Consider the following 14,668-nt stretch of genomic DNA (forward strand, 5'->3'; position numbering starts at 1 on the left):
ACCCGAACCATCTCGGATACGAGGGCCCAACCCGCGCGCTACGCGCAACTACCGCGCGGCCACGAACACGTGCGACGCGACCTCCGGCGACAGCTCCGCGGCTTCGCCGCCGCTGCCCGCCATCACGCCACCCGCGGACTCGTGCACACTCACGACCGCCCCGGGACGAATCCCGGCTCGGCGCAACGTGTACATCAGTTGGGCGTCGGTCTGCAGCGGCTCACCGAGCCGCCGCACCACGACGTTCTTGCCTTCCGGCCCCGCCGACTCGAGCAGCGTGACCAGCCCGCCTTCCTTGAAGGAGTCGGCGTGCAGCTCCTGGTCCAGCTCCTCCAGGCCCGGGATCGGGTTGCCGTACGGCGATTCCTTGGGATAGCGCAGCAGTTCGAGCAGGCGACGTTCCACCTGCTCACTGATCACGTGCTCCCAACGGCACGCCTCGGCGTGCACCTGTTCCCAGGGCAATCCGATGACGTCCACGAGCAGGCACTCGGCGAGCCGATGCTTGCGCATGACCCGCGTCGCGATTCCCCGCCCTTCGGGCGTCAGTTCCAGGTGACGGTCACCTTCGACCGTCAACAACCCGTCCCGCTCCATCCGTGCCACGGTCTGGCTCACGGTCGGCCCGCTCTGCTCCAGCCGTTCCGCGATCCGCGCCCGCAGCGGGACCACGCCCTCCTCCTCCAGCTCGAAAATCGTCCGGAGGTACATCTCCGTGGTGTCGATGAGTCCACTCACGACCAGCGGCTCCGTTCTTGGTGGTCCTGCCGTCCAATTCTGACGCACCTGGACCGCCGACGCGGACGTCCGGCCGATCGAGCCCCCGCGGCTTTCCCCGTCCGCGCCGTCCCGCGCGTGCCGCCGCGTCATCCGTACGTGTCTGCCGCCCGTGTGGGCCCACGCTGTGGGGTGCGTACGGTCATAACGTTCCGGTATGCCATTGCCATCCCGGAAGACCTCGGGCCCGTCCGGATCCCCCGATCGTGTACATGTCCTCTGGTTCCGTCGCGATCTCCGGCTGACCGATCATCCGGCACTGCACGCCGCGGCCGGAACCGGCTTTCCCGGCACCGGGGACGGCGAGCCGGCCCGAGTGTTGCCGCTGTTCGTCCTGGACCCGGTCCTGTGGGACGCCTCCGGGCCCGCGCGCCGGACACACCTGATCCGCTCGCTGCGCGCCCTGGACGCGGACCTGCGCGAGCTGGGTGGTCGCCTGGTGATCCGCGCGGGCGACCCGATCCGCGAGCTGCCCGCGCTCGTGCGCGAAGTCGGCGCCGCCGAGGTGCACGTCAGCGCCGACTTCGGGCCCTACGGGCGCACCCGCGACGCGGCCGTCGCGGCGGCTCTCCGGGTGCCGCTGCGGGCCACCGGATCGCCGTACGCGGTGGCCCCGGGGCGGGTGCGCAAGGCCGATGGGTCGCCCTACCGGGTGTTCACGCCGTTCCTGCGCGCGTGGCTCGAGCACGACCGGCGCGCCCCGCTGCCGCGCCCGACCGATCTCACGTGGGCGTGGGCCGACTCGGTCGACCACCCGGCCGCCCCCGCGCCCGCCGGGGTACGCCTGCCCGAGGCGGGCGAGCGGGTCGCGCGCGAGACCTGGGACGAGTTCCGCGCGCACGGCCTGGACCGCTACCGCGAACTGCGCGACCGGGCCGACCTGAGCGGCACCTCGCGGCTGTCGGTGCACCTGAAATTCGGCGAGATCCACCCGCGCACACTGCTCGCCGGCCGGGTCGACGAGACCTTCCGCAGCGAACTGGCCTGGCGCGAGTTCTACGCCGACGTGTTGTGGCACCGGCCGGAGACCGCCCGCGAGTACCTGAACCGGGACATGGCCGACATGCGCTACGACAGCGGCCCGGACGCCGACGCGCTGTTCGACGCGTGGCGCGCGGGCCGGACCGGCTTCCCGTTCGTGGACGCGGGAATGCGGCAACTGCTCGCCGAGGGCTGGATGCACAACCGGGTGCGCATGGTGGTCGCGTCCTTCCTGGTCAAGGACCTGCACCAGGAGTGGACGCGCGGCGCGGCGCACTTCATGCGGCACCTCGTGGACGGCGACCTCGCCTCCAACAGCCACGGCTGGCAGTGGACCGCGGGCTGCGGCACGGACGCGTCGCCGTGGTTTCGGATCTTCAATCCGATCGCCCAGGGCCGAAGGTTCGACCCCGACGGGGACTACGTCCGGCGCTACGTCCCCGAGCTGCGCGGCATCGCGGGCAAGGCGGTGCACGAGCCGTGGCGGATCGGCGTCGAGGGCTATCCCGACCCGGTCGTCGAGCACGCCGAGGAAAGACGCGTCGCACTCGACCGCTACCAGGCGATCCGGCGGTAAGGTGCCGGATCCGCGTACGCACGGCGGATCCGTATACGAAGCTCGGAACACACCGAAACGAACGGGAGGACCGGGGATGGTCGAGCTGGGTGCGCGCTACCTCGACGCGGCGATCGCGCTGCTGGAGCGACTGCGGGACGAAGAGCTGCCCACCGTCGACCGTGCCGCGGACCGGATCGCCGAGGCGTTGGCGGCCGGTGGCCGGCTGTTCGTGTTCGGCGGCGGCCACTCCGCACTCGCCGCGCAGGACGTGATCTACCGCGCGGGCGGCCTGATCCTGGCCAACCCGCTGATCGCCCCCGGCAACGAACTCACCGTGCGCCCGATCACGGTCAGCACCGCGGTGGAGAAGCTCGCCGAACTGGCCGGCCCGGTCCTGGACGGCGCGGGCCTGCGCAAGGGCGACGCGCTCGTGGTGATCTCGCTGTCCGGGCGCAACGGGCTGCCCGTGGAGCTGGCCCGTCAGGCGCGCGAGCGCGGCGTGCTCGTGATCGGCGTCACCTCGATCGTGGCCAGCAGGGCCGAGTCGCCCAGGCATCCGTCGGGTACGCGAGTCCTCGACAACTGCGACATCGTCCTGGACACCGCCATCGCGCCCGGCGACGCCGCGCTGGACGTGGACGGCGTACCGCAGCGGATCGGCCCGACCTCGGGTGTGGTGTGCTCGGCGGTGCTGCAGACACTCATGGTCGGCGTGATCGGCCACCTGGTTTCCCGGGGGGTCGAACCCCCGGTGTTCATGTCCGCGAACGTCGAGGGCGGAGCCGCGTGGAACGAGCGGTTGCTGGCCGAACACGCGGACCGGATCTTCTACCTGAGGTGAACCCGGCAGTGCATCCCAACGCACGGTCCCAGTCTCCCGATCGGCAGGTCCCGGACCGGCGGACCCCGGACCGACGCTCTCCCGCCGCTCCGCCGCCGGCGGCCGAGCCGGTCGAGGTGCCCGACCGGCGCTCGGCCGCGATCGTGGTCCCGGCCCGCTTCAACGGGCCGCCGGGCATGGGCAACGGCGGCTATCTGGCCGGGCTGCTGGCCACCCGAGCGAGCGGTGGGACGGCCTCCGGGGTGACCGTGACGCTGCGCCGCGCGGTGCCGCTGGATCGGCCGCTGCCGGTCACCCGCGACGCCGCGACCGGCGGGCTGACCCTGGATCAGCAGGACGGGCCGATCGCGGAGGCGATCCCGGTCGACGCCGCACTGCCGCTGCCCACGCCGATCGACGCGGTCACCCCGGCCGAGGCCCGCGAGGCGAGCCGGGCCTTCCCCGGCTTCGCGGCGTGGAACCCCTACACCGAGTGCTTCGTGTGCGGCACCGGGCGCGCCGAGGGCGACGGCCTGCGGTTGTTCCCCGGCCTGCTCGCGGACCGTCCGGACACCAACGCGTGCGTGTGGACCCCGCACACCTCGCTGGTGGCGCCCGGTACCGAGCAGATCGGGCCCGAGTTCGTCTGGGCCGCGCTCGACTGCCCCGGCGGCTGGACCGGGATGGACGCCGACACCGCGCTTCTGCTCGGCCGGATGACCGCGCACGTGTACGCCCTGCCCTATCCCGACGAACCGTGCGTCGTGCTCGGCCGCCGACTCGGCCGCGAGGGCCGCAAGGTGCGCACCGCGACGACGCTCTACGACGCCGAGGGCCGGGTGGCCGCGCACGCCGAACAGGTGTGGATCGCGCCGCGCACCTGACGCCGGACGGCGGGGTGCGCGCACCCCCGATACGCCCTACGGCTGCGGATCACGCGCGTCGTAGCGCCAGAAGCCGCGCCACCGCAGCGACAGCGCGATCACCAGGACCACGCAGGCCAGGCCGCCGCTGACCACCGAGATGCGCTCGGTGGTCAGCGACGCCACCGACCCGGCCTCGAAGTCGCCCAGCCGTGGCCCGCCGGCGACCACCACGATGAACACGCCGGCCAGTCGCCCACGCATCGCGTCCGGCGTCGCCACCTGCATGATGGTGTTCCGGAAGACCATGCTGACGGTGTCCGCGCAGCCCGCCAGGGCGAGCAGGATCAGCCCCAGCCACAGCGGGCCGCCCAGCCCGAACACGGTGATGCACGAGCCCCACGCGATCACCGCGAGCACCACCGCGCGCCCCTGCCGCCGCACGCGGCCCAGCCAGCCGGAGAACAATCCGCCCGCGAGCGCGCCGACCGCCGGCGCCGCGACCAGCAGGCCGACCGTGGTCGCCCCGCCGCCGTACAGCGTCGCCGCCATCGCCGGGAACAGCGCACGGGGCATGCCGAAGACCATCGCGACGATGTCGGTCAGGAACGTCATCCGGACGTTGGGCCTGCCGCGCAGGAAGCGCAGCCCCTCCAGCACCGAGGCCCGCTTGCGCCCGTCCTCGGCCCGGGTCGGCGGCATCGACGGCAGCCGCCACATCGCGTACAGCGCCGCGGAGAAGGCGATCGCGTCGATCAGGTAGGCGGCCTGGAAGCTCCACAGGCCGATCACCAGGCCGCCCAGCATCGGCCCGACCGTCATCGCGAGCGCCATCGCTATCGAGTTCAGCGCGTTGGCCGCGGGCAGCCGCGTCGGCGGCAACAGCTTGGGGAGCATCGAGGTGCGCGCGGGGTTGTTCACCGCGAAGAACGCCGACTGCACCGCGACCGCCGTGTACAGCAGCCACACCTGTCCGAGGTCGAGGAACGCCTGCCCGGCCAGCACGATCGACACCGCGGCGAGTCCGCTCGCGGTGACCAGGCCGACCAGTCGCCGGTCCAGGCTGTCCGCGATCGCGCCGCCGAGCAGCCCGAACACGATCAGCGGAATCACCGAACACAGCCCCACCACACCGACCGCGAAATTGGACCCGGTCAGGTCGTACACCTGGATCGCCACCGCGACGGCGGTCATCTGCTGGCCCAGCGAGGACACCGAGTGCCCGAACCACAGGCGACGGAAGTCGGGGAACTCGCGCAGCGGGGTCACGTCCGCGAGGACGGCTTTGGCGAAGCGTTTCGAGGCAGGTTTCGAGGCAGGGTGCACCCGCCTCATCCAATCCCAATGCCCCCTGCATCTATTCCTGATTTCGATGTGGGATCGGGCACCCCGTAAATGCGTTGCACCCGCCCACGCGCGGATCTAACCTCACTGGCACACGGGAGAGGAGGTGGTCTGAAGTTGCATAGCATTCGGACGCGTGAGGTGGCTGCCCGCTAGCCGCCACTCCGGTTTACCGGCTCGGCAGGCCCCGTCGTGAGTGCACCGCGACGGACGCAGGCAGGCGGCCGGCAACACCAGGCAGACACCCGACCCGCAGGTCGCCGGGATCGTCCCCCGGCCTTCGTTCCATCTCACCGAGGTGGACGGAGAAGCGACCTGCGGGTCGCTGTCGTTTGCGGGCCCGATGACGACTCGGCGGGGAACCCGGTCGCGCCGAGGCTCGTCCGAGCCGACGACGACGGCCCGCGACCCGTTCCGGTTCACGGGCTCAATCGCTCGACCCGCCACCTCGACCCCTCGTCGCCCTCGCGCAGGTACAGCAGTCGGTCGTGCATCCGGTTCTCGCGCCCCTGCCAGAACTCCACCGCGTCCGGCCGGACCCGAAAGCCGCCCCAGAACTCCGGCACCGGGATGTCGTCGATGGCCGCGAACCCCGCCTCGGCCTCGGCGTACCGCTTCTCCAACTGCTCGCGCCCGGAGACCGCGGTGGACTGTTCGCTCGCCCAGGCACCGATCCGCGAGCCGCGCGGCCGGGAGCGGAAGTACTCGGCGGTGGTCTCGCGCGACACCCGTTCGGCCGAACCGGTCACCACTACCTGACGCGCGAGCGCGTGCCACGGGAAGAGCAGGCTCACCGCCGGGTTCGCGGCCAGTTCGACACCCTTGCGCGAGCCGTAGTTCGTATAGAAGACGAAGCCCCGCTCGTCGAACTCCTTGAGCAGGACGGTGCGGGTGCTGGGCCGTCCGTCCGGCGTCGCGGTGGCCACGACCATCGCGTTGGGCTCGGGCAGTTCGGCCGCCGCCACCTCGGCCAGCCAGGCGGTGAACAGCGGGAAGGGGGTCGGCGGCAAGGCGCCGACGTCGATGCCTTCGCCTCGGTACTGCCGGCGCATCGCGGCAAGCTGGGTGAACTCCACGGACAACGAGTACCACCAGTCGCCCGCCCCCGGCACGATCACCCCCGACGAGGGACCCTTGGGTGACCGACCCGGGCCGGTTTGTGCCGGACCTCACTCGCCCGGGTGTGTTCCGGCGTAGGTCGTCTCGATATCAAGAGATATCCTGACCGACGGACTTCGATCGGCCCATACCTTCAAGCGAGGCACCATCCCGAGCCTCGCCCGGACCGAGCGGAACACCTCCCCGAATCACCGGCGGACCCCAGGTGCGGAGCTTGATCGGCACCATGCGCCCCGGCCTTTTCGGGGGAAGACACGGTGTGGTAGTGCGGGGTATGAAGGACCCGGCCACAAGTCAGTCGAGATCGCATGAGGAGCCGCCTGATGTCCGAGTTCGTACCCGGGCTCGAAGGAGTCATAGCGTTCGAGACGGAGATCGCCGAACCCGACAAGGAGGGTGGCGCGCTCCGGTACCGAGGTGTGGACATCGAGGATCTCGTCGGCCACGTCTCGTTCGGCAATGTCTGGGGCCTGCTGGTGGATGGGGCGTTCAACCCCGGCCTGCCACCGGCCGAACCGTTTCCGATCCCGATTCATTCGGGCGATGTCCGCGTGGACGTGCAGAGCGCGCTGGCCATGCTCGCCCCGGTGTGGGGTCTGAAACCGCTGCACGACATCGACGACACCCAGGCGCGGGACGACCTCGCCCGGGCCGCCGTGATGGCGCTGTCGTACGTCGCCCAGTCGGCCCGCGGCTTGGAGAAGCCGATGGTCCCGCAAAGCGAGATCGACAAGGCGCAGACCATCGTCGAGCGCTTCATGATCCGCTGGCGGGGCGAGCCGGACCCGCAGCACGTCAAGGCGGTCGACGCCTATTGGACGTCGGCGGCCGAGCACGGCATGAACGCCTCGACGTTCACCGCGCGGGTGATCGCCGGCACCGGTGCCGACGTCGCGGCGTGTCTGTCCGGCGCGGTCGGCGCGATGTCCGGCCCGCTGCACGGTGGTGCGCCCTCGCGCGTGCTGCACATGATCGAGGAGATCGAGCGCACCGGCGACGCCACGGCGTACGTCAAGGGCGTCCTCGACCGGGGCGAGCGCCTGATGGGTTTCGGCCACCGGGTGTACCGCGCCGAGGACCCTCGCGCGCGTGTGCTGCGACGGACGGCCAAGGAGCTGGGGGCGCCTCGCTACGAGGTGGCCGCGGCACTGGAGAAGGCGGCGTTGGAGGAGCTCCAGGCTCGGCGCCCCGACCGCATCCTGGCCACCAACGTGGAGTTCTGGGCCGCGGTGATGCTGGACTTCGCCGAGGTGCCGGCCCACATGTTCACCTCGATGTTCACCTGCGCCCGGACCGCCGGGTGGAGCGCGCACATCCTGGAGCACAAGCGCACGTCGCGTCTGGTGCGTCCGGCCGCCCTGTACGTCGGCCCGGGCACCCGCCCGATCACCGAGGTCCCGGGCTACGACGACACGGTCCGCAACCTGAAGCACTGAGCCTTCGACGCGCTCGACGCTCACCCGGAGCCCCGTCACCCGTCAGGGTGCGGGGTTCCGTCATGTCCGGCCCGGCCCCGGATCCGGTCGCACGCGACGGGATCCCGGTCAGACGCGACCTTCCAGGATGGCCACCTGGCGCTCGTCGTCGGCGCGGGGGCAGGTGCCGCACAGCGCGTCGGGCTCCAGCGTGTACCAGAGGCAGCACACGCTCTGGGTGCGGTTGCAGTGGGTGCGGCCCTCGGTGCCCCGGAGGGTACGGAATCCGGCGTCGCGCTTGAACCGGCCGGTGTCGCCGGGAAACAGTTCACCGAGTTCGCGGACCGCGCGCTCGCCCTCGTCCGCGCCGAGCGAGCGGCCCAGGTACCAGACCGCGCTCACCACCTCGTCCGCCACCATCCCCCACACCACCCGCTCGCCGCGCCGCAGGTGCGGCCGGAACGCGGTGAGCAGCGGCTCCAGGTGCTCGGACACCGCGCGCAGCAGCACCGCGCGCAGGGCGTCCTCGTCCGCCACCACTCGCGCGCCGGGAGCACCCGCGTCCGGGTCGTCGGGCAGGCACGCGAAGCTGTTCGAGGTGACGGTGAGGCACTTGCTCGACCGTTCCGGCGAGGGGTCGAGCCATACGTCGTCCAGGTCCACCGACGGGACCCGGCGGCTGAGGAACCACGGCCCGGCGAACATCAGGCACGCGTACCAGGCGTAGCCGTGCAGGGCCCACATCGCGATGGCGTCCGCGCGCGGCTCGGCGGCCACGGACGCGGTGATCCGCTGCCGCTCGGCGGTCAGCACACCCTCGAGCACCTCGGGGTCCTCGGCCACGCGCGCCACCTGCAGCAGACCCGCCCGCGGATGCCCCGCCTCGACCGTGATCAGCGGACACGCCGCGCCGAGCCCGCGAAAGGTCTCCGTCAACGCGGGGCAGGGCCCGGACTCCCGAAGATCGACCAACGTCATGGTCCGAAGGTAAGGCTTGCCTAACCCGGATGTCCACGCGAGTGATCGAGATGTCCCGCACATCACCCGTGTGCCGAGCGACCCACCCCCCGGCGCACCGACTCCTCGGGCGGCCGGCCAACGCATAAGGTCGTGCGTCATGGATACCGCCACGCCCGAACTGACCTACGGCGACATCAGGAACGCCGCCGAGCGCATCGTCGGCCAGACCCAGCCGGTCACCATGATGCCGATCCATCCGTCGCCGCACGTGTGGCTCGCGTTGGAGTACATCCAGCACACCGGGTCGTTCAAGGCGCGCGGCGCCGCGAACTTCACCACCGCGCACATCGAGGCGGGCACCATGCCCGAGGCCGGCGTGGTGATCGCCTCCGGCGGCAACGCGGGCCTCGCGTGCGCGTGGGCGGCGCGCAGCGCCGGGGTGCGCTCGACGGTGTTCCTGCCGGAGACGGCGCCGCGGATCAAGGTCGAGCGGCTGCGCACGTACGGCGCGGACGTACTGCTCGTGGGCCGGGAGTACGCCGACGCGCTGGAGGCGTCGCAGCGGTTCGCCGAGGACACCGGCGCGCTGTTGTCGCACGCGTACGACAACCCGCTGATCGCGGCGGGCGCGGGGACGCTGGTGCCGGAGATGGTCGCGGGCCTGCCCGGCACGCTGGACACGGTCATCGTCTCGGTCGGCGGCGGCGGTCTGTTCGCGGGCGTAGCCACCGCCGCCGAGGAACACGGGATCCGCACCGTCGCGGTCGAACCGGAGAACTGTCGGGCGCTGAACGCCGCGCTGGAGGCGGGCGAGGTCGTGGACGTGCCGACCGACTCGATCGCCGCCGACTCCCTGGGCGCGCGCCGGGTCTCCGCCACGGCGCTGGCCACGGCGCAGCACACCGGCGCGTTCTCGGTCCTGGTCTCCGACAAGGCCATCGTCGAGTCCCGCCAGGCCCTGTGGGACAACTTCCGCATCGTCGTCGAACACGCCGCGGCCACGGCCCTCGCCGCCCTCTCCACCGGTGCGTACACCCCGACCCAGGGCGAAAAGGTCGCCGTCATACTGTGCGGCGCCAACACCGACCCGGGAAACCTGGTCTAGAACCCGCGGTCCGGGCACGGGACGCCGGGGCCACCGCGAGGGTGGGATCGCGCGGTGGCCCGGACCGTCGGCGGTTCAGCCGATGTCGGCGCCGTAGACGTGGTCGACGGCCATCGTCATCAGCACCCGGCGGTCTGCGACCATCACCGCGCGGTATTCGGCCCAGTCCGGGTGCTCCCCGGCGGCACAGCGGTAGTAGTCCACGAGCGCCTCGACCTCCGGGCCCTCGGGGTCGGTGCCCGGTCCGACGAGGGTCACCGTGCCCTCGGCCGTGGCCCAGGAGCGACCGTCGGGGCTGGTGACCTCCAGGGCCGCTCGCGGGTCGCGGCGCAGGTTCGCCGTCTTGGCGCGGCCCTCGGTCATCGAGACGTAGAGGACACCGGCCTCCCCGTCGTAGAACGGCATCACCGGGGAGAGTTGGGGGCGGCCGTCCGACTTGATCGTGGCGAGGACCCCGAGGCGGCTATCGGCGAGGAGCGTGCGCGGGTTGAACGCTGTGTCGGTCATGTCCGGTGCCAAGTCGCGATCGCCCACCGGCTATTCCCCGCGCCGCGCGCACGGGTGACGTCACGGCCGCACCACCGGGGCCGTGGCCGTGGCCGGCGGCAGTGCGGCGGCCAGGAGTTCGGCCAGGTGCACCGGGCGGCGGTCGCTCACGTGGGTGATCTGGGTGCGGCAACTGAACCCATCGGCCAGGGTCACCGCGTCCGGTCCGGCGGCCGCGAGCGCCGGCAGCAGCCGGTCCGCCGCGACCGCCCGCGACACCTCGGCGTGCGCCGCCTCGTAGCCGAAGTTGCCCGCCAACCCGCAACAACCGCCCGCGAGTTCGCCGGTCAACCCGGCTCGGGCGCGCAACCGCCGGTCGGCCGCGTCGCCCAGCACGGCGTGCTGGTGGCAGTGCAGTTGGCCGGTCACCTCACGATCGAGCACCGGCGGCGCCCAGTGCGGCGCGTACTCCTCCAGCGTCTGCGCGAAGGTCTTGACCGAGTCGGCCAGGCCGTCCGCCGACCGGCCGAGCAACTCGGGTACGTCGGTGCGCAGCGCCGCCGCGCAGGACGGTTCCAGACCGACGATCGGCAGCCCGGCCTCGATCGCCGGCCGCAGAGTGCGCACCGTACGGGCCATCACCCGTCGCGCGATGTCCAGTTGCCCGGTCGAAACCCAGGTCAGGCCGCAGCACACCGACCCCGGCGGCACCACCACCTCCAGTCCGGCCGCCTCCAGCACCTCGACCGCCGCGCGCCCGATCTCGGGTCGGAACCGGTTGCCGAAGGTGTCCGGCCACAGGACCACCCGGCGGCGCGAACTCCCGCTCACGCGCGGCCGATCGCGCCACCACCGGGTGAACGGCTCGGGCGCGAACGGGGGGATCTCCCGGGTCCGGTCGAGCCCGGCCAGACCGAGCGCCGCACGCCGCAGCGCGGGCACCCTCGCCGCCGCGTTGGCCAGGCCCGCCAGGCCCGGCACCGAACCCACCGCGCGCGCCAGCAGCGGCAGATTGCCCAGCGCGTAGTGCGCCGCCGGCCGCAGCCGGCCCTGGTAGTGGTGGTGCAGGAACTCGGCCTTGTAGGTGGCCATGTCCACGTCCACCGGACAGTCGCTGCGGCAGCCCTTGCAGGACAGGCACAGGTCGAGCGCGTCGCGGACCTCGGTGGAGCGCCACCCGTCGGTGATCACCTCGCCGATCAACATCTCGTGCAGCAGCCGGGCCCGCCCGCGCGTCGAGTGCGCCTCCTCACCGGTGACCCGGTACGACGGGCACATCACGCCGCCGGAGGAGGTGTCGGCCGACTCGCGGCACTTGCCCACCCCGACGCAGCGCCGTACGGCCGCCGCGAAGTCGCCGCCGTCGGCCGGATAGCCGAACTCGACCGACACGGGCGTGCGCATCCCGGCGAACCGCAGATTGCCGTCCACAGGGTGTGGACGAACCACGATGCCCGGGTTCAACAGCCCCGCCGGATCCCAGATCGCCTTGAACGCGCCGAACAGTTCGACGATCTCCGGTCCGTACATCCGGGGCAGGAACTCGGCCCGGGCCTGTCCGTCGCCGTGTTCGCCGGAGAGCGAGCCGCCGTGCGCGACCACCAGGTCCGCCAGGTCGGACGAGAACGCCCGATACGCCGCGACGCCGCGCGTGGTGAGCAGGTCGAAGTCGATCCGGATGTGCACGCAGCCCTCGCCGAAGTGCCCGTAGGGCAGGCCGCGCAGGTCGTACCGGTCCATCAGCGCGGCCAACGCGCGCAGGTACGCGCCGAGCCGCTCGGGCGGCACCGCGGTGTCCTCCCAGCCCGGCCACGCCTCCGAGCCGTCGGCCATCCGGGTCGCGGTGCCGGACGCCTCCTCGCGGATCCGCCACAGCGCGCGCTGCCCCGCCGGATCGGTGACCACCCGCGCCGGTCCGGAACCGGCCAGCGCGTGTGCGCGCTCCTTCGCCTCGGCGACCGTGTCCGCGCCGACCTCGACGAACAACCAGGCCGCGCCGGGCGGCAGTGCCACGTCGCGCGCGGACGCGGCCAACGCGACCAGGCCCGCGCTCAGGCTCTCCACGGTGAGCGGGCCGTGCGGCAGCAGGCCGGGCGCCGCGTCGGCCGCGGCGAAGTCGTCCGGGAAGCCGAGCACCGCCAGGGCGCGCGCCTTGGGCGCCTCGACCAGGCGCAGGCCGGCCCCGAGCACCACGACGCAGGTCCCCTCGGTGCCGACCAGGGCCCGGGCCAGGTCGCGTCCGTGCTCGGGCAGCAGTCGATCCAGGGCGTAGCCGGAGACCCGGCGCGGCAAGGCCGGGAAGCCCCGCCGGATCAGCGCCAGGTTGGCGTCGGCGAGGTCGGTGAGCGCGGCGTGGATCTCGGCGGCCCGGCCGGTGGTGGGCACCGCCTGATCCCGGCCGACCCGCATCCGGGTGCCGTCCATGGTCGCGACGTCCAGCCATTCGACGTTCGCGCTCGTGCGACCCCAGGCGACCGAGTGCGACCCGCAGGCGTCGTTGCCGATCATGCCGCCGAGCGTGCAGCGGCTGTGCGTGGAGGGGTCCGGGCCGAAGGTGAGCCCGTACCGGCCGGCCGCGCGGCGCAGGTCGTCGAGCACCACGCCGGGCTCGACGTGCGCGACGCGGGTCGCCGGGTCCACGTCGTGGATGCGGTTCAGGTGCCGGGCCAGGTCGAGCACCAGGCCGTTGCCGGTGGCCTGACCGGCGATGCTGGTGCCGCCGCCGCGTACCGTCACCGGCACGCCCCGCTCGTGGCACACCGCGAGCGCGGCGAGCACATCCTCGGCGTCCAGCGGGGCGACCACCCCCGGCGGCACCTTGCGGTGGTTGGAGGCGTCCATCGAGTGCAGCGCGCGGGCCTGCGGGTCGAACCGGACCTCGCCGCGCACCCGCGCCCGCAACGCGCCTTCGAGGTCCCCGAGCTGTGCCGTCACCACGCCATCCTCACCCGTTGCGCCACCCGGCCGTCGAACGCCCGCCGCCGGGCGCGTGTCGCCCACCCGTCGAGACGCCCCCGTGCCACATGCCGGGCGCGATCGTCTCATTGTGCGGAATACACATCACCCACGAATCGGACACGACTACGCTCTCCGCGTGGCCGAGATCCAGATTCCCGCAGCGCTCATGCCCGCCGACGGCCGGTTCGGTTCGGGCCCGTCCAAGGTACGTCCCGAGGCACTCGCCGCTCTCGCGGCGACCGGTACCTCTCTCCTGGGCACCTCGCACCGGCAGGCGCCGGTGAAGAACCTGGTGCGCCGGGTTCGCGAAGGTGTCGGCAGCCTGTTCTCCCTGCCCGAGGGCTACGAGGTGGTCCTGGGCAACGGCGGCGCCACCGCCTTCTGGGACATCGCCGCGTTCGGCCTGGTCGAGCGCAAGTCCCAGCACCTGTCGTTCGGCGAGTTCTCCTCCAAGTTCGCCACGTCGGTCAAGGCCGCGCCGTGGCTGGAGGAGCCGACGGTGATCAAGTCGGAGCCGGGCACGCACCCGCTGCCGCAGGCCGAGGCGGGCGTGGACGTGTACGCCCTGACCCACAACGAGACCTCGACCGGTGTCGCGATGCCCATCGCCCGGCCGGCCGGCGCCGACGCGGGCTCGCTGGTGCTGGTCGACGCGACCTCCGCGGCGGGCGGGCTGCCGGTGGACGCGGCCGAGACCGACGTGTACTACTTCGCGCCGCAGAAGAACTTCGCCGCCGACGGCGGTCTGTGGCTCGCCGCGTTCTCGCCGGCCGCGCTGGAGCGCGCGCAGCGGATCGCCGCGTCGGACCGCTACATCCCGCCGTTCTTCGACCTGGCCACCGCGATCGACAACTCGGTCAAGGACCAGACCTACAACACGCCGGCGCTGAGCACGCTGTTCCTGCTCGCCGACCAGCTCGACTGGATCAACGGGCAGGGCGGCCTGGACTGGGCCGTCGGGCGCACCGCCGACTCGTCGGGCCGGCTGTACGGGTGGGCCGAGAAGTCCTCGTACGCGAGCCCGTTCGTGACCGACCCGGCGGCCCGCTCGCAGGTGGTCGGCACGATCGACTTCGCCGACTCGGTGGACGCGGCGGCGGTGGCCAAGGTGCTGCGCGCGAACGGCATCGTGGACACCGAGCCCTACCGCAAGCTGGGCCGCAACCAGCTCCGGGTGGCGATGTTCCCGGCCGTCGAGCCGGCCGACGTCGAGGCGCTGACCGCGTGCGTCGACTACGTGATCGAGCAGCTCTGATCCGCGTTCGCGGTGCCTGAGGGGCC

At 72.5% G+C, this 14,668-nt stretch carries 12 protein-coding genes; 6 read left to right on the forward strand and 6 right to left on the reverse strand.

What is annotated here, in order from left to right:
* Positions 1-48: 48 nt before the first annotated feature.
* On the reverse strand, positions 49-738 hold the full coding sequence (locus tag OG948_RS15750; RefSeq protein WP_355538171.1) for an iron dependent repressor, metal binding and dimerization domain protein: 690 nt from the start codon (positions 736-738) through the stop codon (positions 49-51).
* 196 nt (positions 739-934) lie between these two features.
* Here OG948_RS15750 and OG948_RS15755 point away from each other — a divergent pair, with 196 nt between their 5' ends.
* From OG948_RS15755 to OG948_RS15765, 3 genes are all read left to right on the forward strand, one after another.
* Entirely contained in the window at positions 935-2,335 is a 1,401-nt protein-coding gene (locus OG948_RS15755) for a cryptochrome/photolyase family protein (protein ID WP_406297154.1), read from the forward strand.
* Between the two features lie 76 nt (positions 2,336-2,411).
* Positions 2,412-3,158: a sugar isomerase domain-containing protein gene (locus OG948_RS15760; RefSeq protein ID WP_406297155.1), complete on the forward strand. Its 747-nt coding sequence runs from the start codon at positions 2,412-2,414 to the stop codon at positions 3,156-3,158.
* An 8-nt stretch (positions 3,159-3,166) separates the two neighbouring features.
* Entirely contained in the window at positions 3,167-4,021 is an 855-nt protein-coding gene (locus OG948_RS15765) for a hypothetical protein (RefSeq protein WP_406297156.1), read from the forward strand.
* A 36-nt stretch (positions 4,022-4,057) separates the two neighbouring features.
* Here the strand turns inward: OG948_RS15765 and OG948_RS15770 are convergent, their stop codons facing one another.
* Positions 4,058-5,326, reverse strand: coding sequence for an MFS transporter (locus OG948_RS15770; RefSeq protein ID WP_406297157.1), 1,269 nt, complete (start codon positions 5,324-5,326; stop codon positions 4,058-4,060).
* Positions 5,327-5,763: 437 nt separating this feature from the next.
* The gene (pdxH, locus tag OG948_RS15775; protein ID WP_406300267.1) at positions 5,764-6,396 is read right to left on the reverse strand and encodes a pyridoxamine 5'-phosphate oxidase; all 633 of its coding nucleotides are present in this window, start codon (positions 6,394-6,396) and stop codon (positions 5,764-5,766) included.
* Between the two features lie 390 nt (positions 6,397-6,786).
* Here pdxH and OG948_RS15780 point away from each other — a divergent pair, with 390 nt between their 5' ends.
* The gene (locus OG948_RS15780; RefSeq protein ID WP_020556810.1) at positions 6,787-7,899 is read left to right on the forward strand and encodes a citrate synthase 2; all 1,113 of its coding nucleotides are present in this window, start codon (positions 6,787-6,789) and stop codon (positions 7,897-7,899) included.
* Between the two features lie 108 nt (positions 7,900-8,007).
* On the opposite strand, the gene OG948_RS15785 is transcribed toward OG948_RS15780, so the two are convergent.
* A complete protein-coding gene (locus OG948_RS15785; protein WP_406297158.1) occupies positions 8,008-8,856 on the reverse strand; it encodes a (2Fe-2S)-binding protein in 849 nt (282 codons plus the stop codon).
* Between the two features lie 139 nt (positions 8,857-8,995).
* Between OG948_RS15785 and OG948_RS15790 the strand changes: the two genes are divergently transcribed.
* Positions 8,996-9,943, forward strand: coding sequence for a threonine/serine dehydratase (locus tag OG948_RS15790; RefSeq protein WP_406297159.1), 948 nt, complete (start codon positions 8,996-8,998; stop codon positions 9,941-9,943).
* A gap of 75 nt (positions 9,944-10,018) precedes the next feature.
* On the opposite strand, the gene OG948_RS15795 is transcribed toward OG948_RS15790, so the two are convergent.
* Both OG948_RS15795 and OG948_RS15800 read right to left on the reverse strand, forming a co-directional pair.
* On the reverse strand, positions 10,019-10,450 hold the full coding sequence (locus OG948_RS15795) for a PPOX class F420-dependent oxidoreductase (RefSeq protein ID WP_406297160.1): 432 nt from the start codon (positions 10,448-10,450) through the stop codon (positions 10,019-10,021).
* 60 nt (positions 10,451-10,510) lie between these two features.
* Positions 10,511-13,366, reverse strand: coding sequence for an FAD-binding and (Fe-S)-binding domain-containing protein (locus OG948_RS15800; protein WP_406297161.1), 2,856 nt, complete (start codon positions 13,364-13,366; stop codon positions 10,511-10,513).
* Between the two features lie 157 nt (positions 13,367-13,523).
* Between OG948_RS15800 and serC the strand changes: the two genes are divergently transcribed.
* Positions 13,524-14,642 carry a phosphoserine transaminase gene (gene serC, locus OG948_RS15805; protein WP_406297162.1) on the forward strand — a complete coding sequence of 373 codons (1,119 nt, stop codon included), beginning with the start codon at positions 13,524-13,526 and terminating at the stop codon, positions 14,640-14,642.
* The last annotated feature ends 26 nt before the right edge of the window (positions 14,643-14,668 follow it).

The organism is Embleya sp. NBC_00888 (assembly GCF_045207655.1).
In the GTDB taxonomy this organism is placed as follows: Bacteria; Actinomycetota; Actinomycetes; order Streptomycetales; family Streptomycetaceae; genus Embleya.